Raw genomic sequence first — 22,609 nt, forward strand, 5'->3', positions numbered from 1 at the left:
AGTTCGGCCTCAGGGCCGCCGGTGGTGTCGCTGCGGACACAATATCTGGTGGTTTTCCCTTCACAGGCGAGAAATTGCTGATACTCTCGCGAACCGTAATAGGTTTGCGCGGGGAGGGCCGGATGTGCCGCCCCTCGTCTCATTGGGTATCAGATTGAAGGGGACAGAGGCTGTGGTGAAACGCTTTTCCAAGGCCCTTCGCGGCGTTCTGGGGGTGGCAGCTGTATCGGCGCTCGCCCTCACCGGGATCGCCGCCCCGGCGGCCTCGGCCGCGGAAGGCTACAACACTCCGGTGATCTCGACGCAGAACACCCGCACGATCCGCGGGCAGCAGTATATTCCGGGCATCTCGCTGTCGCCCGATGGCTGCGAGATCTGGGTCATGGACGACGGCGCCGAAGGCTATGCGGTCTCGCGCGTGACCCGTGACGGGCGTCCGGTTTGCCACGAGATCAACATCTGCGGCACGCTCAAGGCGGATCAGTATTTCGCCACCGACAGCTACAAGATTTATCCGCAGAGCCGCTACCGGCTCGAGGAGTTCTTCCGCGACTCGACGGCCTTTGGCTACATCATCGTCGGCCACACCGACGCGCGGGCCAGCAACGCCTACAATGATCGCCTCAGCCTGAACCGTGCCAATTCGGTCGCGGCCGTGGCCAATGCCAGCGGCGCGCGGGTGATCGACGTGCGCGGCTATGGCGAGAATTATCCGGTGGCGAGCAACCGCACCGCCGAAGGCATGGCGAAGAACCGCCGCGTCGAAATCCTGTGCGTGCGCTGAGGGGGCTGGCAGAATGAACTTCGCAAAACTCGCCTTCGGGCTCCTCGCCGCTTCTGCGCTCGCCGCCTGTGACGTGCCGATCGGTCCGGACAAGAGCGCCGACCGCAACATGATCGACCGCAACGATCTTTCGCAGATTCGCTGGGGCGTCTGGGTTGATCCCGACGGCTGCGACAACTGGATCGCCGACGACGGTGTCGAGGGCTATCTGGCCCGCCGTCTCGACAAATACGGCAAGCCGGTCTGTTCCGGCGTTGCCCCACCGACCGTGGCTACCGGCGACTTCAAGCAGGGTGCCACTTCGGTGATTGGAGACCCGCTCTGAGCGGCGCTCCCACATACCAATGCCAACGGCCGCGCGGTGCTCACCGCGCGGCCGTTTTGCTTCTTTCCTCCCGGTGCCGGGCCGAAGCTGCTTGACCTGAGCCCCCACGCCTTGGCACCATGAAGATGCACTCAAGCGCAGGAGACATGCGTGAACACAGGCATTCTGACCGAAGCCATCCTGGAATTCCCGGACAATCGCCTCCTCATCGATCTGTGCGGCGAATACGACCGAAATCTCACCGACATCGAGACCCGCACCGGCGTGCAGATTCTTCGCCGTGGCAACCAACTGGCGCTACACGGTCCGGCCGAAGCGCAGGACGCCGCGCGCGAGGTGCTCAACGCCCTCTACCAGCGGCTCGAACAGGGCCGCAGCGTCGGCCGCGGTGACATCGACCGCGAGTTCCGTCTCGCCCCCGAGGAGAGCGAGCCGGAAAGCCAGCTCGAGATGTTCTCGGGCGGCAAGGTCGAGATCAAGACCCGCAAGAAGCTCATCGAGCCGCGCACCGATGCGCAAAAGGCCTATGTGCGCGCGCTCTTCGAGCATGAGCTTGGCTTCGGCATCGGCCCGGCGGGCACCGGCAAGACCTATCTCGCCGTTGCCGTGGGCGTGAACCTCTTCATCACCGGACAGGTCGACAAGATCATCCTCAGCCGCCCGGCGGTCGAGGCGGGCGAGAAGCTCGGCTATCTGCCCGGCGACATGAAGGACAAGGTCGATCCCTACATGCAGCCGCTCTATGACGCGCTGAACGACTTCCTGCCCGGCAAGCAGCTGGCGAAGATGATGGAGGAAAAGACCATCGAGATCGCGCCGCTGGCCTTCATGCGCGGCCGTACGCTGGCCAATGCCTTCGTCGTGCTCGACGAGGCGCAGAACGCCACCACCATGCAGATGAAGATGTTCCTCACCCGCCTCGGCGAGGGCAGCCGCATGGTGATCACCGGCGACCGCAGTCAGGTCGACCTGCCGCGCGGCGTGCAGTCGGGTCTGCGTGACGCCGAGCGTCTGCTGAACCACATCCCCGACATCAGCTTCAATTATTTCACCGCAGCGGATGTGGTGCGCCACCCCCTTGTGGCCAAGATCATCGACGCCTACGACAAGGACGCGGAAAGCGGGGCCTGAACCGTCCCCTCTCTTCGTCTAGAGAAAAATATCCCGGGGGTCCGGGGGCAGCGCCCCCGGCCCTCAAGAGGCGTCACCCATGGCACAGCTCACCGACACCATCCTTGAAGACGATCGCTGGGAGGCGGCGGGCCTTGAGGATCTCGCCGAAACCGCGGCCCGCGCGGCGCTCGATCACCTCGGGCTTGATCCGGAAGGCTTCGAGATCGCGGTTCTGGCCTGCGACGATGCCCGCATCGCCGAGTTGAACGCCGAATTCCGCGAAAAGCCCACGCCGACCAATGTGCTTTCATGGCCCTCCGAAGAGCGCGGCGCCGAGGTCGAGGGCGCGACCCCCGATCTGCCCGAGGCCGAAGCGGGGCCCTTCGCCACCGAGCTTGGCGATCTGGCCATCGCCTATGAGACCTGCGCGCGTGAGGCACAGGCGGCAGGCAAGCCCTTCGCCGAGCATGTGACCCATCTCGTCGTTCATGGAACCTTGCATCTTCTGGGCTATGATCACGTGCGCGACGGCGATGCGACGCTGATGGAAAATATTGAGACGGAAATACTTGGCAAAATGGGTATCGCGGACCCATATTCCTCTGACATCTGAGAGAAACAGGATCACAAGGACCGATGGGAGATAACGACGACTCGTCTAACGCAGCGCACAGCGCGCAGGAAAACGAGCAGATAGAACGGCCTCCGGGCTTTTTTAAGCGCATTTTCTCGAACCGTGCCAATGGCATGGACGAAGATGGCGATCCGGAGCAGGATATCTTGGCAGCCCATGAGCGACCGACGCATGGCATGATGAACCTCCGCCGTATGCGCGTGGAGGATGTGGTGATTCCCAAGGCGGAAATCGTCGCCGTGCCAGACACCCTCACCCAGGATGAGCTTGTGGCGGTGTTCCGCGACAGCGGCATGACCCGCCTGCCGGTCTATTCCGGCACGCTCGATACGCCTGTGGGCATGGTGCACCTCAAGGATTTTGCCCTGCTGCACGGGTTCAACGGCCACGGCGAAGACTTCGACATGAAGAAGATGCTGCGCCCGCTGCTCTTCGTGCCGCCGTCGATGCCGCTGGGGGTTCTGCTCACCAAGATGCAGACCGAGCGTCGCCATATGGCTCTGGTGATCGACGAATACGGCGGGGTCGACGGGCTCGTGACCATCGAGGACCTGATCGAACAGGTGATCGGCGAGATCGAGGACGAGCACGACACCGCCGAGGGCCGCAACTTCTTCCGCGAGAAGGCGGGTAGCTGGCTGGCGCTGGCCAAGACCCCGCTCGAAGAGTTCGAGGCCGAGACCGGGCTCGCGCTCACCGATCCCGAAGAGATCGACGAGGAAGAGATCGACACGCTGGGCGGGCTGGTCTTCATGCTGGCCGGGCATGTGCCCGCGCGCGGCGAGGTGATCCCCCATCCCGACGGCATCGATTTCGAGGTGGTCGACGCCGACCCGCGCCGCATCAAGCGGCTGCGGGTGCGTCCGCCGCTGCCCGAGGGTGCCATTGCGACCCCCGCACCGGCGCTGCTGCCTCCGGCCAAGCCCGAGGCGCCGCAACAGGTGAACGGCAGCGAAGCAGGGGCCGGGCGTGGCTGACACGCGGGCTTCTGGAGCCGATGAGAGTAAACTGGGGCGGCGGCGTGATCCGGCGCCCCTTGGTTTGCGCGTGCTGACCGGTCGGGCGCGGCTGATCCCGGCGCTGCTCTGCGGCGGGCTGATGGCTCTGGGGCAGGCGCCTTGGGACCTTTGGTATCTGGCGCTTGCCGGTCTGGTGCTGTCGATGGCGCTCTTTGCCCTGCAGCGCACGCCGCGCGCCGCTTTCGCGGTGGGCTGGGCCACCGGGACCGGCTATTTCGGTCTGGCGCTGAACTGGCTGACCGAACCCTTCCAAGTGGACGCGGCGACGACCGCGTGGATGGCGCCTTTCGCGCTGGTGCTGATGGCCGCCGGGCTGGCGCTGTTCTGGGGTGTGGCCTTCTGGGGCGCCGCACAGGCGCCGCGCCGCCCGCTCTTTGCGCTGGTGGTGACATGGACGCTGGCAGAACTGCTGCGCGGCTTTGTCTTCACCGGCTTTCCGTGGGCGATGGTGGGCTACCTCTGGGAGCCGACCTCGGCCATCCAATGGGTCTCTGTGATCGGCTCTTACGGGCTCACCCTCGTGACGCTCGCACTGGCGGCCTTGGCCGCGCGCGGGCTGCGTGGCGCGGTTCCGTCTGCAGGCACCGCTGCGGCCGTGCTGGCGGCTTTGCTGGTTGGGGGCGCGCAACTGCTGCCGCCGCTGCAGGATCTGGCGGATAGGCCGGTGGTGCGGCTCGTCCAGCCCAACGCCGCGCAGACCCAGAAATGGAACCGCGATTACATTCCGCTCTTTTTCGAGCGGCAGGTGGATTACACCGCCGCTCCGGCCAAACAGGGTCTGCCGCGCCCCGATCTGATCGTCTGGCCGGAAACCGCCGTGCCGACGCTGCTGGAAAACGCCGAGGACGCGCTGCGGGTCATCACCGATGCGGCGCTGCCCGCGCAGGTGGTTCTGGGCATCCAGCGCAGCGAAGGGCTCGACTACTACAACTCGCTGGCGCTGGTCTCTCAGGGGCCGAAGGTCGAGGCCGTCTACGACAAGCACCACCTCGTGCCCTTCGGCGAGTATATGCCCTTCAAGTGGCTGTTCCGGCGCATCAACATCAGCGGTCTCGCCGCCCGTGCCGAAGGCGGCTACGCCGCCGGGCCGGGGCCGGAACTGCTCGATCTTGGCGGGGCCATGGGCCATGCGCTGCCGCTGATCTGCTATGAGGCGGTTTTCCCGCAGGACCTGCGCGCCGCTGCGCGGCCCGATCTGCTGCTGCAGATCACCAATGACGCGTGGTTCGGCAGCTTCTCAGGGCCGTACCAGCATCTCGCGCAGGCGCGCATCCGCACGATCGAGCAGGGGCTGCCGATGGTGCGCGCGGCCAACACCGGCGTCTCGGCGGTGATCGACGGGGCAGGGCGGGTGCTGGAGGAACTGCCGCTTAATGAGGCAGGCTTCCTTGACGCCCGCCTGCCGCCGCCGCTGCGAGTCACGCTCTACAGCCGCACCGGAGACCTGCCGCTTCTGGGGTTTTTGGCGCTGCTTATGCTGTGGGCCTTCTGGCCGCGCCGCCGCAATTTGGATTGACGCCGCTATCTCAGCGGCGTAGCGAGAGACATTCATATCCCTGTCACAACGGCTTCCTGGCGTGACAGCTGGTACCTAATGGAGCGCTTATGTCCCGACAGAACTATATCTTCACTTCGGAATCGGTCTCCGAAGGGCACCCCGACAAGGTGTGCGACCGGATTTCCGATGCGGTGCTTGACGCGCTGCTGGCAGAGGACCCGCTGGCGCGCGTCGCCTGCGAAACCTTCGCCACCACCAACCGCGTGGTGATCGGCGGCGAGATCGGACTGACCGATCAGGAAAAGCTGCATGATTACATGGCGCATATTCCCGACATCGTGCGGGCCTGCATCAAGGACATCGGCTACGAGCAGGACAAGTTCCACCACGAGACCGTCAAGATCACCAACCTGCTGCACGAGCAGTCGGCGCATATCGCGCAGGGTGTGACCGGCGGTGGCAACCGTGACGAGGGCGCGGGCGATCAGGGCATCATGTTCGGCTACGCCACGAATGAGACGCCGGAACTGATGCCGGCGCCGATCCTCTACTCGCACGCCATCCTCAAGCGGCTGGCCGAGGCGCGCAAAACCGGCGCCGAGCCGATGCTTGGACCGGACGCCAAGAGCCAGGTCTCGGTGCGCTACGAGAACGGCAAGCCGGTGGGCGTGACGCAGATCGTGCTCTCGACCCAGCACACCGACGAGGGCCAAAGCTCGGACGACATCCGCGCCATCGTCGAGCCCTACATCCGCAAGACCCTGCCCGAGGGCTGGATCTCGCCCGAGACCGAATGGTGGGTGAACCCCACCGGCAAATTCGTCATCGGCGGGCCGGACGGGGATGCGGGTCTGACGGGCCGCAAGATCATCGTCGACACCTATGGCGGGGCGGCCCCGCATGGCGGCGGTGCCTTCTCGGGCAAGGATCCCAGCAAGGTCGACCGGTCTGCGGCTTATGCGGCGCGCTATCTGGCCAAGAACGTCGTGGCCGCCGGGCTCGCCGACCGCTGCACGGTGCAGCTGTCCTACGCCATCGGCGTGGCCAAGCCGCTGTCGATCTACGTCGACACCCATGGCACGGGCGATCTGGCTGCCGAGGCGATCGAGCGGGCGATCCCCAAGGTCATGGACCTGACGCCGCGCGGCATCCGGACCCATCTCGACCTCAACAAGCCGATCTACGAACGCACCGCCGCTTATGGCCACTTTGGCCGCGAGCCCGACGCCGACGGCGGCTTCTCGTGGGAGCGCACCGATCTGGCAGAGGCGCTGAAGAGCGAGGTCTGAGGCCGGCAAATCTCTTCAAAGAGATTTGCAAATTCGACGCGTCGAATTTGGCTGTCACGCGACGGGCCGGTGGGAAACCTCCGGCCCGTTTCGCGTTCCGACGCTGACCTATGGTCAATCCTCTCGCCGCATGCCATGGCAGCGCCATGGATTTATGGATCATCGTCACCCTCAGCGCGGCCTTCTTTCAGACCCTGCGCTTCATGCTGCACAAGGTGCTGAGCGGCGGCGCGCTCACCGCCACGAGTTCGACCTTCGCGCGCTTCGCCTATGCCGCGCCCGCGGCGGTGCTGGTGGTCGGCGGGTATCTTATCGGAACCGGGCAGGGCTGGCCGGATCTGAGCCCGCTCTTCTGGGCCTACGCACTCTTCGGCGCGCTGGGACAGATCCTCGCCACGGTCTGTGTCGTGGCGCTGTTCCGGCAGCGCAACTTCGCCGTGGGCATCACCTTCAAGAAGACCGAGGTGATCCAGACCGCGTTGCTGGGCCTTTTGGTGCTGGGAGAGCATATCTCGGCTGCTGGATGGGGTGCGATCCTGATCGGCCTCGTCGGGGTGCTGCTGCTGTCGGACACGCCCGGACCGGGCGGCCTGCTGCGCCGCATCGGCAGCCGGGCGGTGGCCTTGGGGCTGGCCTCGGGAATGTTCTTTGCGGTGTCGGGCGTGGGCTATCGCGGCGCGTCGCTGGAGATCGCCTCGGACGAGCCGATGCTGCGCGCCGGGGTGACCTTCGTCTGCGTCGTCCTCTCCCAAACACTCAGCATGGCGCTCTGGTTGCGGGTCTTTGAGCCGGGGCAGATCACCGCCGTCTGGGCGGCGCGGCGCACGGCGCTCTGGCTCGGTCTCACCTCCATGGCCGGAAGCCTGTCGTGGTTCACCGCCTTCACCCTGCAGACCGCCGCCTATGTGCAGGCTTTGGGGCAGGTCGAACTGGTGTTCTCGCTGATGGCCTCGGCGCTGTTCTTCAAGGAGCGGATCACGCGGCGCGAACTCACCGGCATCGGGTTTCTGTGCCTGTCGGTGCTGATCCTCGCGCTTGTGCTCTAAAGGGAGGCTCCGGGCGGGCCATAACGCCGGGATCCGGGTTGCGCCCGTCCCGGCAGGCTGACATTTTCCGCGCCAGAAAAGGAGCCCGCCTCATGTCCTTCACCCTTGCCACCTGGAACATCAACTCGGTCCGCCTGCGCGAGCCCATCGTCCTCAAGCTGCTGGCCGAGGAAGGGCCGGACGTGCTGTGCCTGCAGGAGACCAAGAGCCCGGTGGAGAAGATCCCGCTCGAGCAATTCGCGGCGCTTGGCTACCACCACATCGTGGCGCGCGGGCAGAAGGGCTACAACGGCGTGGCGATCCTGTCGAAGCTGCCCATCGTCGATGCCGGCGACCGCGATTTCGCCGCGCTTGGCCATGCTCGCCACGTCTCGGCGACGCTCGAGAACGGCGTGACCATCCAGAACTTCTATGTGCCCGCAGGCGGTGACGAGCCCGACCGCGAGGTGAACGTGAAGTTCGGGCAAAAGCTCGACTACCTCACCGAGATGCGCGACTGGTTCCACGCCGAGGCACCGCAGAAATCCATCCTTGTGGGCGATCTCAACATCGCCCCGCGTGAGGATGATGTCTGGAGCCACAAAAAGCTGCTCAAGGTGGTCTCGCACACGCCTATCGAGGTCGAGCAACTGGCGCAGGTGCAGGACGCGGGCAAATGGGTGGACATCACCCGGCAGGACATCCCCGAGGGGTTGCTCTATTCGTGGTGGTCCTACCGCGCCCGCGACTGGGATGCGGCGGACAAGGGGCGGCGGCTGGATCACGTCTGGGCGACGCCGGATATCGCGAGTGCGGGACACGGCTCGCGCGTGCTGCGCACCGCACGCGGCTGGGAGAAACCGTCGGATCACGCGCCGGTCTTCGCCACCTTCGACCTCTGAGGCGATCCCTGAGGCCCAAGCGATAAATTTCCGTGCCCGGCTGCTGCAAGGCCGGGCACTTGCGGAACAATTCTCGATGCGCTCTGGTTGAGGCGGGCCGGAAGACACTCTCCGGCGCGCAACAGCGGAGAGCGCGCATGGGCTCCAACACCACGATTTTTGCCGTCGTTCTGGCGGTGCTCCTGCCGCTGGCGGTGGCCTACGCCGTCTGGCGCGCGGTCTCGACGGCGCGCACGCCGCAGGGCGCAGCGGCTTGGACCGTCTTCCTGCTGGCGGCACCGTGGTTCGCGCTGCCTTCCTATCTGTTTTTCGGCCAGCACAAGCTAAAGGGCTACCGCATCACCCGTCGCAGCAGCCGCAGGGTGCGCCGCGAGCTTGATGCCTTCTGTGCGCATTATCCGCCCGACAACAGCGATCCGGCCCGCTACCACGCTTTCGAGAAGCTGGCGGCGATGCCGGTGGTTGGGGGCAACTCGGCCGATCTGCTGGTCGATGGCCCCGAGACCTTCGACGCTGTCTTTGCCGCCATGGACCGGGCGCATAACTACCTTTTGGTGCAGTTTTACACGATTGCCGATGATGATCTGGGGGACGAGTTGGCCGACCACATGATCGCCGCCGCGCAGCGCGGCGTCTCGGTGCGGCTGATCTTCGACGGTGTCGGCAGCTATGGTCTGCCCGGCGGCTATCTGACGCGGCTGCGCGAGGCGGGGGTGCAGGTGGTCGACCCCAAGAATGCGCCGGGGCCCACGTCGCGCTTTCAGATCAACTTCCGCAACCACCGCAAAACGGTGATCATCGACGGCCACGAGGGGTTTATCGGCGGTCACAACGTCAAGGATGACTACCTTGGCAAGAACCCCTCGTTCGGGCCGTGGCGCGACACGCATCTGCACCTGCGCGGGCCGATGGTGGCGCAGCTGCAACTGGTCTTTGCCGAGGACTGGCACTGGGCCACGCTGGAAAGCATCGGCGAAGAGCTCAACTGGCACCCCGACCGCGCGCCCGAGGATCTGACCGGGCTGGTGCTGCCCACCGGGCCCGCCGACGACATGGACACCGGCGCGATGTTCTTCATCTCCGCCATGGCCGAAGCGCGCGAGCGGGTGTGGATCGCCTCGCCCTATTTTGTGCCGGACCAAGATGTGCTCTCGGCGCTGGTCTGCGCCGCGCTGCGCGGCTGCGACGTGAAGGTGCTGGTGCCCGACAGCATTGACCACTATCTGCCGTGGCTGGCCGCACACGCGTTTTTCGACGAGGTGCGCGCCGCGGGCGTCGAGGTTCTGCGCTACAAGGGCGGCTTCGTGCACCAAAAGGTGGTGCTGGTGGACGATGATTTCGCGGCCGTCGGCTCGGCCAATCTGGATAACCGTTCGTTCCGGCTCAATTTCGAGACAATGGCACTGATTTTTGACCGGGGTTTCGCGCAGCGGGTGGCAAAGATGCTGGAGGCTGATTTCACCAGCGCCTACATCATGGAGAAGCCGCTGAGCGAACACCCGCGCTGGATCCGTCTGGCCGCGCCTTTCGCCCGGCTGCTGGCGCCAATCCTCTGAGGAAGACCCGTATGAGTGCCCCGCTGAAGATCGCAAGCTATAACATCCGCAAGGCCATGGGGATCGACCGCCGCCGCGATCCGGCGCGCATCCTGCAGGTTCTGGGGCAGATCGACGCCGACGTCGTGGTGCTGCAGGAGGCCGATCTGCGGCTTGGTCCGCGCCCCGCGGCCATCCCGCGCTTTCTGATCGCGCAGGAGACCGACTACGAGGTGGTGCCGCTGGCGCGCAATGAGGTCAGCCTCGGCTGGCACGGCAACGCGATCTTTGTGCGCAGGGGGCTCGAGGTCACAAAGACCGCGCGCATCGAACTGCCCGGGCTGGAGCCGCGCGGCGCGGTCATGGCGCGGGTCGAGGGGGTGAATGTCGTGGGCGCTCACCTTGGGCTGCTGCGCCGCTACCGGCTCAAGCAGATGTCGGAAATCCGGGATCACTTGGGCGATCTGCGCGCCGAGGCGGCCATCTTCGGCGATTTCAACGAATGGTCCGACGTGCGCGGCTATGAGCCGTGGGAGCGCGACTTCACACTCACCCTGCCGGGCCGCAGCTATCACGCCTCGCGACCCTTCGTCGCGCTTGATGGTGTGGCCTATGGCAGCAGCCTGACGCTGCATGCCGCCGGGGTCGAACAGTCGGGCGCTGCGCGGCGCGCCTCTGACCATCTTCCGATCTGGGCAGAGCTGACCCGCCACGCCTGAGCAGCGGCGGGCAGGGGGCCGCGCCCTTGCATCGCGCCCCCGCCTGCGCCATGTAACACGCCAAGCAAACCGCCGCAGCGGAGGACACAGCATGCTGGAACTGGGCAAGACCGAGGCCCCCAAGGCCGATCTCATCAAGGACGTCAGCGAAGCCGACTTCATGGCAGAGGTGATCGACGCCTCGCAGGAAGTGCCGGTCATCGTGGACTTCTGGGCGCCCTGGTGCGGCCCCTGCAAGCAGCTTGGACCGGCGCTGGAAGCCGCCGTCACCGAAGCACGCGGCGCCGTAAAAATGGCCAAGGTCAACGTCGACGAGGCGCAGATGATCGCCGGTCAGCTGCGCATCCAGTCGATCCCCACCGTCTATGCCTTCTACAAGGGCCAGCCGATCGACGGCTTTCAGGGCGCGCTGCCGCCGTCGGAACTGAAGAGCTTTATCGACCGCGTCGTGCAGGCCTCGGGCGGTGATGCGTCGGGCGGGCTCGATGAGGCGATCGCCACTGCAGAAGAGATGCTGGAGCAGGGCGCCGCTTCCGACGCCGCGCAGGTTTTTGCCGCGATCCTCGAAGAAGACCCGCAGAACGCCAAGGCCTATGCTGGTCTGGTGTCCTGCTATCTCGCGCTCGACGACCTCGATCAGGCCGAAGCCGTGCTCAACGGCGCGCCGGTCGAGATCTCCAAAGCGCCTGAGCTGGAAGCGGCCCATGCCAAGATCGAGCTTGCCAAACAGGCCAGCAACGCCGGCCCGGTCGCCGAACTGACAGCGAAGGTCGAGGCCGACCCGGCGGACCTGCAAGCCCGTTTCGATCTGGCGCAGGCGCTCTATGCCCATGGCGAGACCGAAGACGCGGTGACCCAGCTTCTGGAGCTTTTCCGCCGCGACCGCGAGTGGAACGACGGTGCCGCCAAGGCGCAGCTTTTCACCATCTTCGAGGCGCTGAAGCCGAACGATCCGGTTGTTCTCAACGGGCGTCGTAAACTTAGCTCGATGATATTTGCCTGAGCGCCGCGGCGCCCTAGCTCGCAGGTCATGGTGAGACGAACTGATCTCCCGGGGATGATCCCGGTTTTCCCGCTTCCCGGTGCCATGCTGCTGCCGCGCTCGCGCCTGCCGCTGCACATCTTCGAGCCGCGTTATCTGGCGATGCTGGATGACGCGCTGAAGACTGACACGCGGCTGATTGGCATGGTGCAACCGCTGGGCCACGACGAAAGCGAAACGCCCGCGCTGCAGCGCATCGGCTGCGCCGGGCGGATCACGCAGTTCTCGGAGACCGAGGACGGGCGCTATATGATCACCCTGTCGGGCCTGTCGCGCTTCCGCATCCGGAAAGAGGTGGAAGGGTTCACGCCCTATCGCCGCTGCGAGGTGGACTGGACCGGGTTCGAGCATGATCTCGACGCCCATGCCGACAGCGACGACAGCTTTGATCGCGGTGCCTTCCTGCGTCTGCTCGACCGCTATTTCGAAGCGCGCGGCCTGTCGGCGGATTGGGATACGCTCAAGGAAGCGGAAGACGAGCTGTTGATCAACTCGCTGTCGATGCTGCTGGATTTCGTGCCCGAGGAAAAGCAGGCGTTGCTTGAGGCGCCGCGACTGGCGTCGCGACGCGAAACGCTTGTGACCCTGATCGAATTCGCCCTGCGTGGCGGTGAAGAGGACCTGATTCAATGAGTGAAACTTCCGCCGAAGAGACCTTTGTCTTTGATCGCCGCATGCTTGAGGCGCTGGTCTGCCCGGTGACCCATGGGGTGCTGGAATATGACGCCGAGCAGCAGGAACTGATCAGCAAGAACGCCGCGCTGGCCTTCCCGATCCGCGAGGGCATTCCGGTAATGCTGCTCGACGAGGCGCGGCGGCTCGACGGCTGAACGCATCGGAGTGATGCGCGGCTTGGCAGAATGGCGAGGGGCCAGCCCCTCGCGCAGGATGCGCGGCTCGCCAAGATAGCGAGGGGCGCTGCCCCTCGCGCTCCCCGGCGTATTTGGAAAGAGAAGAAGGGGCGCGGTCCGGGGAGGGCCGCGCCTCTTTCGCGTCAGATGTCCAGCGCAAGGGCGCGCGCGAGGATCGCCGGATCGACATTGCCGCCCGAGACGGTGCAGATCACCGCGTCGCCTTCGATCTGCTGGGGGCGGAAGAGCGCCGCGGCCAGCGCCACCGCGCCGCCCGGCTCGGCGACGATCTTGAGGTGGCGCACGGCAAGTTGCATCGCCTTCAGCGCTTCTTCCTCGCTCACCGCCAGCCCGGGGCCGCAGAGCCGGTTGAGGATCGGGAAGGTGAGATCGCCGGGCTGGGGCGTGACGATCGCATCGCAGATGTTGCCCCCCATGGCGGCGTTGCGCTGGATCGCGCCCGCCTCGAGCGAGCGCTTCACGTCGTCGAAGCCCTCGGGCTCGGCGGGGCGCACGCGCAGGCCGGGGGCCTTCGCCTCCAGCGCCAGCGCGATGCCCGAGGTCAGACCACCGCCGCCGCAGCAGACGATGACGTCGGCCTTTGTCACGCCCGCCTCGGCGGCCTGTTCGGCGATCTCCAGCCCGCAGGTGCCTTGCCCGGCGATCACCTCGGGCTCGTCGAAGGGTTTGATCAGCGTCAGTCCGCGCTCGGCGGCGAGCTGCGCGCCAAGCGCGTCGCGGTCTTCGGTCTCGCGATCATAGGGCACCACCTCGGCGCCCAGCCCCTTGGTGCCCGCGACCTTCGCGGCGGGCGCGTCGGCGGGCATGATGATCACCGCCGGAACGCCAAACCCCTTGGCGGCGGCGGCGATGCCCTGCGCGTGGTTGCCCGAAGAGAAGGCGATCACCCCCTTGGCACGCACCTCCGGATCGAGCGCCGAAAGCGCCGACCACGCGCCGCGGAACTTGAAGCTGCCGGTGTGTTGCAGGCACTCGGCCTTCACCAGCACGCGGCGGCCGGCGATCTCGTCGAGAAACGGGGAGGAAAGCAGCGGCGTGCGGCGCGCGTGGCCCTTGAGCCGCGCGGCGGCGGCTTCGATCCGGGTGATGTCCATCTGGGGAATGTCCTTGCTGTCTCGGTCTTTGGCGGACCCTGAGCCGCGATGCGGAGCAAGTCAACGGCGCCGGTAAGCCGGGCGGGGACTTGTCCCGCGCCGCCAAGCGCGCCAGAAGGGCGCCATGATCGAGCGGCGGCACGAAGAGAACGGCATGCGCTCGCGGGCGCTCTACTCGCCCTGCGAGGCCTATCGCTATGGGCTCGAGCGGGTCTGGGATCCGGCGCGTCCGGGCGGGCTGCTGCTGTGGATCATGCTCAACCCCTCGACCGCCGACGAGCGGCAGAACGACCCCACCATCGAGCGCTGCCAGCGCCGCGCGCAGGCGCTCGGCTTCGGCGGCATGCGGATCGCCAATCTCTTCGGCTATCGCGCCACAAAACCCGCCGATCTGCGCCGCGCGCCCGCCCCGGTGGGCGCGGAGAATGACGCGCTCTTGCTGCGCTGGCACGCCGAGGCGGGGCTGACGCTGGCGGGCTGGGGCGTGCATGGCGTGCATCTGGGGCGCGGCGCGGAGATCGCGGAGCTGCTCTCGGGGGATCTGCATGTGCTTGGGCTGACCAAGGACGGCCATCCGCGTCACCCGCTTTACGTGTCCTACAGTCAGCAACCGCAGATCTGGCAGCGGCCGCGTTAACCTTCTCGGGCGAATGCGGTTGGTTACCGCGCGGGGCGTCACTCAGACTTCCGGCTTCTCGTCTTGGGGAGCTAAGGGATGCTGTTTCTGACCGGACTGATGGGCATGGCGCTGCTGGGCTCGCTGGCGATCTTCGCGTCGCCGGGCGGCGAGGGCGCGGAAGAGAGCGGCGGCGATGACGCGGCCTCAGGGTCCGGCGAAGGGGCCGAAGAGGATGTGCCGCTGGACACCAGCCTGCTCGAGCACGTCAGCGCCAGTTTCGACACGGATTGGGACGCGGCGCAGAGTGATACCAGCCAGAGTGATACCAGCCAGATCGAGACGAGCCAGATCGAGACGGGCCGGATCGACGCGGGAAGCGACGGGGCGGACATTCTGATTGGCACGCCGCTGACCGATCTTCTTGGCGGCGGTGCGGGCGAGGATTTGCTCGACGGGCGCGGCAGCGACGATGAACTGCTCGGCGGGGATGGCAACGACACGGTGCTGGGGGGCGAGGGCAATGACACGCTGCACGGAGACGCAGGCAGCGATGTGCTGCGCGGGGCAGAGGGGGATGATCTGCTTTTTGCACATGACGGTGGCGACGCGCTCGACGGGGGTGCGGGCGATGACGAGGCGCAGGGCGGTCTCGGCGCCGATCTGCTCCTAGGGGGCGCCGGGCAGGACGCGCTTTTGGGGCGCGAAGGCGATGACACGCTGATCGGTGGGAGCGGCGCTGATACGCTGTTTGGCGGCTGGGGCGACGACCTGCTATCGGGTGTCGAGGTGGATGCCGGGGGGCACGATCAGGACGATGCGGATTTCCTCAACGGCGGCTCGGGCAGCGATACGCTCTGGATCGGCGCGGGCGATCTGGCGAGTGGCGGTGCCGGGGCGGACAGTTTTATCCTTGGCGATTGGAGTGCCGGGGAGGCGGCGGCCGAACTGGTGGATTTCGATCCGTCGGAAGATCAATTGATCGTCGTCTACGATGGTGCGGGCGGGGATGCGGATGCGCCGGAGTTGGAGCTTCGTGAAAGCGCAGAGGTGGCCGGGGTGACCGAGCTTGTGGTAGATGGCGAAGTGCTTGCGCATCTGCCCAGCGACGCTGTCCCAACGCTTGATAGTATCGCCCTGCTGAACGGTGGCGCGCCCGATCTTGCGGGGGGCTGATACAGGGCCTGATCATACAGGGCCTGAGCCGCAGCGACCCAGGTAACTTCGGGCTTTCCTTTTGCGCTGAATCGCCCTATACGCCCGCATCCGGCCATGCGGGCCGGATTTCTCCACGGGCCCTGCTGGACGACATCCCGGCTTGTGCCATCCCTCTAACCCTGAAGGAGACCCCGATGTCGATCACCGTTGAAGAAAAGAACCGCCTGATGAAGGAATTCGCAACCAAAGAAGGCGACACCGGTTCGCCCGAAGTTCAGGTTGCTATCCTCACCAGCCGCATCTCGACCCTGACCGAGCACTTCAAGACCCACAAGAAGGACAACCACTCGCGTCGTGGCCTTCTGAAGCTCGTGGCTCAGCGCCGCAAGCTGCTGGACTACCTGAAGGGCAAGGAAGAGGCGCGTTACACCGCCCTGATCCAGCGCCTCGGCATCCGCCGCTGATCCGCTCCGGATACGGAATTCGCAGCGCCCGCTCCATTGGAGCGGGCGTTTTGCGTTTCCGGCGGAGCGCATCCACTTCTGACGCGCGTCATTTCGCGCGGGAAGGCACGCCGCAGGCATTTGCAGAAGTCATTTCACGGAACCCCTGACGCCCGCGAAGGAAAACCCGATGCGACCCGCCGGGTCATCGTCGGCCTGCAATGGCCCGTCCGGGCGGCTCCGCGCTTATTGCTTCCCAAAAGCCGGATTCTCATGTATGCGCCCCCCATCTGAGACGTGACGCCTTTGGCTCCCGGGCACATGCAAGAGGATAGGGAGCGGTGGCAATGGGGCCACCATGCAAACGGGAGACCCGGAGGGCCGGGAGTGCTCCCTTACAGGATACGCTACATGTTCAACGTAACGACGAAATCCATGCAGTGGGGCGAGGAAACCCTCACCCTCGAGACCGGGAAAGTCGCCCGCCAGGCAGATGGCACCGTCATCGCGACGCTCGGCGAGACCTCGGTCATGGCCAACGTGACCTTCGCGAAGGAACCGAAGCCGGGTCAGGATTTCTTCCCGCTGACCGTTCACTACCAAGAAAAATACTACGCCGCGGGCAAGGTGCCCGGTGGCTTCTTCAAGCGCGAGGCGCGTCCGACCGAGAAAGAGACGCTGACCGCACGCCTGATCGACCGTCCGATCCGTCCGCTCTTCGTCCCCGGCTTCAAGCATGAAGTGCTGGTGATGTGCACCGTGCTGTCGCACGATCTGGTCAACGACCCCGACGTTGTTGCGATGATCGCTGCCTCGGCCGCGCTGACCATCTCGGGCGTGCCCTTCATGGGCCCGATCGCTGGGTGCCGCGTCGGTTACACCGATGGCGAATACGTGCTGAACCCGACCGTCGACGACATGCAGGGGCTGCGCAACAACCCCGAGCAGCGTCTCGACCTCGTCGTCGCCGGCACCAAAGACGCCGTGATGATGGTGGAATCGGAAGCTTACGAGCTGACCGAAGAAGAGATGCTGGGCGCCGTGACCTTCGCGCACGAGCAGATCCAGCCGGTTGTCGACCTGATCATCGATCTGGCCGAATCCGCCGCGAAAGAGCCTTTCGACTTCCAGGCACCGGATTACTCCGAGCTGTTCGAAGTAGTGAAGGGTCTTGGCGAAGCCAAGATGAAAGAAGCCTACGCGATCACCGACAAGCAGGCGCGCGTCGCCGCAGTGTCGGCCGCCAAGGAAGCGATCAAGGCAGAGCTGAGCGAAGAGCAGCTTGAAGACGCGAACCTCGGTTCGGCGATCAAGAAGCTCGAGTCGGTCGTGCTGCGCTCGGACGTGGTGAAGAACAAGCGCCGCATCGACGGTCGCGCCCTCGATCAGGTTCGCTCGATCGTGTCGGAAACCGGCGTCCTGCCGCGGACCCACGGCTCGTCGCTGTTCACCCGCGGTGAAACGCAGGCGCTGGTCGTGACCACGCTGGGCACCGGCGACGATGAGCAGATCATCGACGCGCTGCACGGCAACTTCCGCAGCAACTTCCTGCTGCACTACAACTTCCCGCCGTATTCGGTTGGTGAAGTGGGCCGCGTTGGCTCGCCGGGTCGCCGTGAGATCGGCCACGGCAAGCTGGCATGGCGCGCGCTGCAGGCCGTGCTGCCCGCTCCGACCGACTTCCCCTACACCATTCGCGTGGTGTCGGAGATCACCGAATCCAACGGCTCGTCCTCGATGGCCTCCGTCTGCGGCGGCTCGCTGTCGATGATGGATGCGGGCGTTCCGCTGAAGGCGCCGGTGGCCGGTGTGGCCATGGGCCTCGTGCTGGAAGACGACGGTGAGTATGCGGTTCTGACCGACATCCTCGGCGACGAAGACCACCTCGGCGACATGGACTTCAAAGTCGCAGGCACCGAGAACGGCATCACCTCGCTGCAGATGGACATCAAGGTCGCGGGCATTACCCCCGAGATCATGAAGCAGGCTCTGTCGCAGGCGAAAGAAGGCCGGATGCACATCCTCGGCGAGATGGCCAAGGCTCTGACCGAAGCGGCAGAGTTCTCGGTTCACGCGCCGCGCATCGAGACCATGCAGATCCCGACCGACAAGATCCGTGAAGTGATCGGCTCGGGCGGCAAGGTGATCCGCGAGATCGTCGAAGTGTCGGGCGCCAAGGTCGACATCAACGACGATGGCGTGATCAAGATCGCCTCGGCCAACGGTGAAGCCATCCAGAAGGCCTATGACATGATCTACTCGATCGTGGCAGAGCCGGAAGAGGGCTCGATCTACAAAGGCAAGGTCGTGAAGATCGTCGATTTCGGCGCCTTCGTGAACTTCTTCGGCAAGCGCGACGGCCTCGTGCACGTCAGCCAGATCGAGAACCGCCGCCTGAACCATCCGTCGGATGTGCTGAAGGAAGGTCAGGAAGTCTACGTGAAGCTCCTGGGCTTCGACGATCGCGGCAAGGTGCGCCTCGCCATGAAGATGGTCGACCAAGAGACCGGCGAAGAGATCTCCGCTGAGAAGAAGGAAGAGACCGCGGAGTGATCCGCGGCCTCGGCCACCTCTGAAAACGCGAACGCCCCGGCCTGTCGGTCGGGGCGTTTTGCATTGGCGGGTGTCGTGCGGCTCAGTGCAGCAGGGCAGGGGCCCGCGCGTGGGTCGGGTCGAGCACGAGCGACGAGGTGCGGGTGCCAGCCCAGAAGCCTTCGAGGAAGCGGGCAGGGTCGGCCTTCTGCCGCATCTCTTCGGTCATCGCCAGCAGGCCGGTCACCTGATCCTGCGACCAGCTGAGCAGCATCCCCGGAGCCGAGATCGCCGAGATCGGCGCATCCATCAGCGCCACGGGCGGCTCGTCGCGGTGGAACGCGTCGATCGGGCACTCCAGCGAGGAGGTTCGCGTCTCGTCCCAGAGCGTCACCTCATCGAGCCGCAGGGCCTCGAAATAGGGCAGCAGCATTGGCTCGACCACCAGCGGCAGCCAGTCTTCCTCGGGCTTGTAGAGCCCTTCGTTGCGGCAGTGCCGGGCGATGCGCGAGATCAGCGTAACATCCGCTTCGGGCGGCTCCGCGCCAATGACCCAGAGCCAGACCATATGCGCAAAATGCTCGAAGTCCGCGACGCCGAGCGCCTGCGCCACCATGTCCCAGCGGATCGGCTGGCCGGTGGTCTTGATGATCTCGTCGAAGGCGTCGGGCGGCTGGTTGGGCTGGCCGTCGCCAAGGCTTTCGATCAGCGCCTCAAGCTCTTGCTGCGTGGTGGCCTCGCTGCGCAAAGGCCCCCAAGCGGCAGTATCCGGCGCAAAGCCGGGGACGCTGAAGAACGGGTTGAGCACGACAAAGACATGGTCGTAGTCGCGCATCCACCAATCCAGCAGCGGTGCGTTCATGCTCGGGTGTTCGAGGCGTCGGGGCGTGTCGGTCAAGCTCAGTCCTTTCCGGCAGGGGCGCCGGGCTTCTACCATCTGTTGCGGCAACGGCAAGCGCCGCAGGCAAGCCGGCCTGAAAAGCCGGGAATCTTCTGTCACTTTTCCGATTTGTTAACGATTTTCCGCACAGATCGGAAGTGCAAGCCGATCGGCCACCGCTCACGGAAGGAACGGACGGGGTTTGTGGGCGCTTCGGCTTCGCGGAGGGGATGCCGCAGCCGGAGCGCCGATTCCGGCTCGGTTTACACGCCGCGCGTATCACAAAGCCAGAACGGCCCGGCAAGAGTAAGGCGTCAGACGTCAACGAGACGTCACGAGGGTTACAAACGAGGGTTACAGATGGGATCGCGCAGCGGCGGTGCTGCTTGTGATGAAAAAAGGCCGGGCACAAAGCCCGGCCAGGTCCAACAGGGAGGTGCATGTGATAACCCGCACATGCAACGGGAACTCTGTGTCTTTCGAGGAGGCCAGTCAGCCTCCTATCCGAAAGGCTAGGTCACCCTATCACCAAGTCCAGTGTCAACCAATGGGCGAGTGAGACGGGGTTGGCGGAAAACCGCGTGGACGTGACATTTCCGCCGATTTGTCAGGCAACCAGTCTGTATCCCCCGGATTCAGTGACCAAAATTCGGGCGTTCGAGGGATCGGGCTCGATTTTCTGGCGCAGGCGGTAAATGTGCGTCTCCAGCGTGTGGGTCGTCACTCCGGCGTTATAGCCCCAGACCTCGTGCAGCAGGATCTCGCGCGGCACCACGCCTTCGGTCGAGCGGTAGAGGAACTTGAGGATGTTCGTCTCTTTCTCGGTCAGGCGAATTTTCCGGTCGTCTTCGGTGACCAACAGCTTCATCGAGGGTTTGAACGTGTAAGGCCCAACGGTGAACACCGCGTCCTCGGACTGTTCGTGCTGGCGCAGCTGCGCGCGGATGCGGGCCAGCAGCACCGGGAATTTGAAGGGTTTGGTCACATAGTCGTTGGCGCCCGCGTCGAGGCCAAGGATCGTGTCCGCATCGGTGTCATGGCCGGTCAGCATGAGGATCGGCGATTTGACCCCCTGCTTGCGCATCAGCTTGCACAGCTCGCGGCCATCGGTGTCGGGCAGGCCGACGTCGAGAATGAGAAGATCGTAGACCTGTTCCTTTGCGCGGGCCATTGCGGCGGCGCCGGTCTCGGCCTCGAACACCTCGAAATCCTCGGTCATGACCAATTGCTCGGCCAGCGCCTCGCGCAGGTCGTCGTCATCGTCCACCAGCAGGATATTCTTGATCTGGGCCATCTGCCTCTCCGTCTTCGTGTTGGTGGATCACATGTAACCGCAGCGGCGTACAGACAAGTTTTGCTGCAGCAATTTCACGCTCTCGTGTTGCGCGCGGGCTTTTGTTACAGGATTGAAGCTGCTTTGTTTCAGCGCCTTCCCGGGCGGGCCTGCCCGGGTGTACCCTCTGCCCGGCCCGCCGGGCCAAGACAGGAAGATACAGATGACCCTCGCGCCCGATCTCGGAGAACTCCTCGCCCGCGCCCGCGCGGATCTGCGCATGGGCGTGCCGGTGGTCCTGCGCACGGCCAGCGGTGCCGGTGCGCTGGTGGTCGCGGCCGAGACGGTCTCGGCGGCGCGGCTGGCGGTGTTGCGCGCGCTGCCGGGGGACCTTGACCTGACCGTCACCGCGCGCCGCGCCGAGACGCTGAAAGCGCGGGCCTATGATGGCGATCTGGCGCGGGTGATCCTGCCGCAGGACGCGGGTCTGGACTGGGTGCAGGCGATCGCCGATCCCGCCGACGACCTCGCCAAGCCGATGAAGGGCCCGCTCGCCACCCGCCGCGGCGGCGACACCGGGCTGCACCGGCTGGCGATCACGCTGGTCAAATCGGCCCGGCTGCTGCCCGCGGCGCTGGTGCTGCCCATTGCCGAGGCCACCCAGAGCGCCGCCGCCGAGCAGCTGACCCTTGTCGACGCCGATCCGGCGGGCCCCTACATGCTGACGCTGGCGCGGCTCGATCATGTTGTGTCGGCCAAGGTGCCGCTGCGCGCGGCACAGAACGCCCGGCTGCACATCTTCCGCCCCGAGGATGGCTCGGACGAGCATTACGCCATCGAGATCGGCCGCCCGGACCGTTCGCTGCCGGTGCTGTCGCGCCTGCATTCGGCCTGTTTCACCGGCGATCTTCTGGGCTCGCTGAAATGCGACTGCGGCCCGCAGCTCAATGCTGCGCTGGCGCAGATGGGGGCCGAGGGCTCGGGCGTGCTGCTCTACCTCAACCAAGAGGGCCGGGGCATCGGGCTGGCCAACAAGATGCGCGCCTATGCGCTGCAGGATCAGGGGTTCGACACGGTGGAGGCGAACCACCGCCTCGGCTTCGAGGATGACGAGCGCGACTTCCGTCTCGGGGCCGAGATCCTGCGCAAGATGGGCTTTGGCGCGGTGCGGCTGCTGACCAACAACCCCGCCAAAATGGCGATGATGGAGCGCTGCGGCATCACCGTCGCCGAGCGCGTGCCGCTGAAGGTGGGCGAGAACGCCTTCAACGAGCGCTACCTCGCCACCAAGGCCGCGAAATCGGGGCATCTGCTGTGAGCGCCTCGGACCTGCTGCTGACCCGCGCCGGGCTGCGGTTCGACGGGCGGCTCTGGCCCTGCGTCATCGGGCGCGGCGGGGTGCGTGCGGGCAAGCGTGAAGGCGATGGCGCGACCCCGGTGGGGGCGCATCGGATCGTCGCGATGCTCTATCGGCCTGACCGCATGGCGCCGCCCGCGCCCTGGGCCACGCCCATCGGTCTGCGTGATCTGTGGTGCGACGATGTCGGCTCTCCGGCTTATAACCAGTTGGTCGAAGCGCCCTTCGCGCCCAGCCATGAAACCCTGCGCCGCGCCGATCCGCTTTATGATCTGGTGCTGATCACCGATTGGAACTGGCCCGAGGCGGAGCCCGGGCGCGGCTCGGCGATCTTCCTGCATCAATGGCGGCGGCCGGGCTATTCGACGGCCGGGTGTATCGGCTTTGATCCCAGCGATCTGCGGCGCATTGCGGCGCGGCTCAGGCCGGGGGCGCGGCTGGTCGTGCCCGAGGCGCTTGACGGGTGGCGCGTCGGCTGAGAGGTCAGCAGCGGGGGTTT

23 protein-coding genes and 1 riboswitch are annotated in these 22,609 nt (G+C 65.7%); of the genes, 20 read left to right on the top strand and 3 right to left on the bottom strand.

The features are described from left to right. The first annotated feature begins 172 nt into the window (after window positions 1–172). The 14 genes from G0A00_RS10665 (at window position 173) to G0A00_RS10730 (ending at window position 12,715) form a co-directional block, all read left to right on the top strand. Window positions 173–784, top strand: a complete 612-nt coding sequence (locus G0A00_RS10665; protein WP_164181025.1) for an OmpA family protein — start codon at window positions 173–175, stop codon at window positions 782–784. Window positions 785–797: 13 nt separating this feature from the next. Continuing rightward, window positions 798–1,109 (top strand): hypothetical protein, encoded by a 312-nt coding sequence (locus G0A00_RS10670; RefSeq protein WP_164181024.1) that lies wholly within the window; start codon window positions 798–800, stop codon window positions 1,107–1,109. 150 nt (window positions 1,110–1,259) lie between these two features. Further along, window positions 1,260–2,240: a PhoH family protein gene (locus tag G0A00_RS10675; RefSeq protein WP_164181023.1), complete on the top strand. Its 981-nt coding sequence runs from the start codon at window positions 1,260–1,262 to the stop codon at window positions 2,238–2,240. Between the two features lie 79 nt (window positions 2,241–2,319). Beyond that, on the top strand, window positions 2,320–2,835 hold the full coding sequence (gene ybeY, locus G0A00_RS10680; RefSeq protein WP_164181022.1) for an rRNA maturation RNase YbeY: 516 nt from the start codon (window positions 2,320–2,322) through the stop codon (window positions 2,833–2,835). Between the two features lie 23 nt (window positions 2,836–2,858). Continuing rightward, complete coding sequence (locus tag G0A00_RS10685; protein WP_164181021.1) at window positions 2,859–3,833, top strand: hemolysin family protein; 975 nt, start codon at window positions 2,859–2,861, stop codon at window positions 3,831–3,833. Beyond that, window positions 3,826–5,391, top strand: a complete 1,566-nt coding sequence (lnt, locus tag G0A00_RS10690; RefSeq protein ID WP_368667689.1) for an apolipoprotein N-acyltransferase — start codon at window positions 3,826–3,828, stop codon at window positions 5,389–5,391. Before G0A00_RS10685 ends, lnt begins: the two co-directional genes overlap by 8 nt. A gap of 37 nt (window positions 5,392–5,428) precedes the next feature. Next, a riboswitch (SAM-SAH riboswitch) is annotated at window positions 5,429–5,477 on the top strand. A 3-nt stretch (window positions 5,478–5,480) separates the two neighbouring features. Beyond that, window positions 5,481–6,662 (top strand): methionine adenosyltransferase, encoded by a 1,182-nt coding sequence (metK, locus tag G0A00_RS10695; RefSeq protein WP_164181020.1) that lies wholly within the window; start codon window positions 5,481–5,483, stop codon window positions 6,660–6,662. Between the two features lie 146 nt (window positions 6,663–6,808). Next, window positions 6,809–7,708 (top strand): DMT family transporter, encoded by a 900-nt coding sequence (locus tag G0A00_RS10700; protein ID WP_164181019.1) that lies wholly within the window; start codon window positions 6,809–6,811, stop codon window positions 7,706–7,708. 92 nt (window positions 7,709–7,800) lie between these two features. Then, on the top strand, window positions 7,801–8,589 hold the full coding sequence (locus G0A00_RS10705) for an exodeoxyribonuclease III (RefSeq protein ID WP_164181018.1): 789 nt from the start codon (window positions 7,801–7,803) through the stop codon (window positions 8,587–8,589). 137 nt (window positions 8,590–8,726) lie between these two features. Then, complete coding sequence (cls, locus tag G0A00_RS10710; RefSeq protein WP_164181017.1) at window positions 8,727–10,145, top strand: cardiolipin synthase; 1,419 nt, start codon at window positions 8,727–8,729, stop codon at window positions 10,143–10,145. Between the two features lie 11 nt (window positions 10,146–10,156). Continuing rightward, complete coding sequence (locus tag G0A00_RS10715) at window positions 10,157–10,843, top strand: endonuclease/exonuclease/phosphatase family protein (RefSeq protein WP_235953004.1); 687 nt, start codon at window positions 10,157–10,159, stop codon at window positions 10,841–10,843. Between the two features lie 91 nt (window positions 10,844–10,934). Then, entirely contained in the window at window positions 10,935–11,846 is a 912-nt protein-coding gene (locus G0A00_RS10720) for a co-chaperone YbbN (protein ID WP_164181014.1), read from the top strand. Between the two features lie 27 nt (window positions 11,847–11,873). Continuing rightward, the gene (locus G0A00_RS10725) at window positions 11,874–12,518 is read left to right on the top strand and encodes an LON peptidase substrate-binding domain-containing protein (RefSeq protein ID WP_164181012.1); all 645 of its coding nucleotides are present in this window, start codon (window positions 11,874–11,876) and stop codon (window positions 12,516–12,518) included. Next, a complete protein-coding gene (locus G0A00_RS10730; RefSeq protein WP_164181010.1) occupies window positions 12,515–12,715 on the top strand; it encodes a Trm112 family protein in 201 nt (66 codons plus the stop codon). The genes G0A00_RS10725 and G0A00_RS10730 overlap by 4 nt, the downstream gene beginning before the upstream one ends. A 164-nt stretch (window positions 12,716–12,879) precedes the next feature. Here the strand turns inward: G0A00_RS10730 and G0A00_RS10735 are convergent, their stop codons facing one another. Then, window positions 12,880–13,851 (bottom strand): threonine/serine dehydratase, encoded by a 972-nt coding sequence (locus G0A00_RS10735; protein ID WP_164181008.1) that lies wholly within the window; start codon window positions 13,849–13,851, stop codon window positions 12,880–12,882. 124 nt (window positions 13,852–13,975) lie between these two features. Between G0A00_RS10735 and G0A00_RS10740 the strand changes: the two genes are divergently transcribed. The 4 genes from G0A00_RS10740 to pnp all read left to right on the top strand — a co-directional run bounded on the left by G0A00_RS10740 (window position 13,976) and on the right by pnp (window position 18,621). Next, complete coding sequence (locus G0A00_RS10740) at window positions 13,976–14,488, top strand: DUF1643 domain-containing protein (RefSeq protein ID WP_164181006.1); 513 nt, start codon at window positions 13,976–13,978, stop codon at window positions 14,486–14,488. A gap of 78 nt (window positions 14,489–14,566) precedes the next feature. Further along, on the top strand, window positions 14,567–15,643 hold the full coding sequence (locus tag G0A00_RS10745) for a calcium-binding protein (protein ID WP_164181004.1): 1,077 nt from the start codon (window positions 14,567–14,569) through the stop codon (window positions 15,641–15,643). A 176-nt stretch (window positions 15,644–15,819) separates the two neighbouring features. Further along, complete coding sequence (rpsO, locus tag G0A00_RS10750) at window positions 15,820–16,089, top strand: 30S ribosomal protein S15 (RefSeq protein WP_066101975.1); 270 nt, start codon at window positions 15,820–15,822, stop codon at window positions 16,087–16,089. Window positions 16,090–16,479: 390 nt separating this feature from the next. Next, window positions 16,480–18,621, top strand: coding sequence for a polyribonucleotide nucleotidyltransferase (pnp, locus tag G0A00_RS10755; protein WP_164181002.1), 2,142 nt, complete (start codon window positions 16,480–16,482; stop codon window positions 18,619–18,621). An 82-nt stretch (window positions 18,622–18,703) separates the two neighbouring features. Here pnp and G0A00_RS10760 read toward each other — a convergent pair whose 3' ends face one another. Continuing rightward, complete coding sequence (locus G0A00_RS10760; RefSeq protein ID WP_235953002.1) at window positions 18,704–19,498, bottom strand: hypothetical protein; 795 nt, start codon at window positions 19,496–19,498, stop codon at window positions 18,704–18,706. A gap of 589 nt (window positions 19,499–20,087) precedes the next feature. Further along, the gene (locus G0A00_RS10765; RefSeq protein WP_066101966.1) at window positions 20,088–20,774 is read right to left on the bottom strand and encodes a response regulator transcription factor; all 687 of its coding nucleotides are present in this window, start codon (window positions 20,772–20,774) and stop codon (window positions 20,088–20,090) included. A 202-nt stretch (window positions 20,775–20,976) separates the two neighbouring features. Here G0A00_RS10765 and ribA point away from each other — a divergent pair, with 202 nt between their 5' ends. After that, window positions 20,977–22,071, top strand: coding sequence for a GTP cyclohydrolase II (gene ribA / locus G0A00_RS10770; protein WP_164180998.1), 1,095 nt, complete (start codon window positions 20,977–20,979; stop codon window positions 22,069–22,071). Next, window positions 22,068–22,589, top strand: a complete 522-nt coding sequence (locus G0A00_RS10775; RefSeq protein WP_368667690.1) for a L,D-transpeptidase — start codon at window positions 22,068–22,070, stop codon at window positions 22,587–22,589. Before ribA ends, G0A00_RS10775 begins: the two co-directional genes overlap by 4 nt. Window positions 22,590–22,609: the final 20 nt, after the last annotated feature.

The sequence above is a fragment of the Salipiger sp. PrR002 genome (assembly GCF_010500775.1).
GTDB lineage: Bacteria > Pseudomonadota > Alphaproteobacteria > Rhodobacterales > Rhodobacteraceae > Salipiger.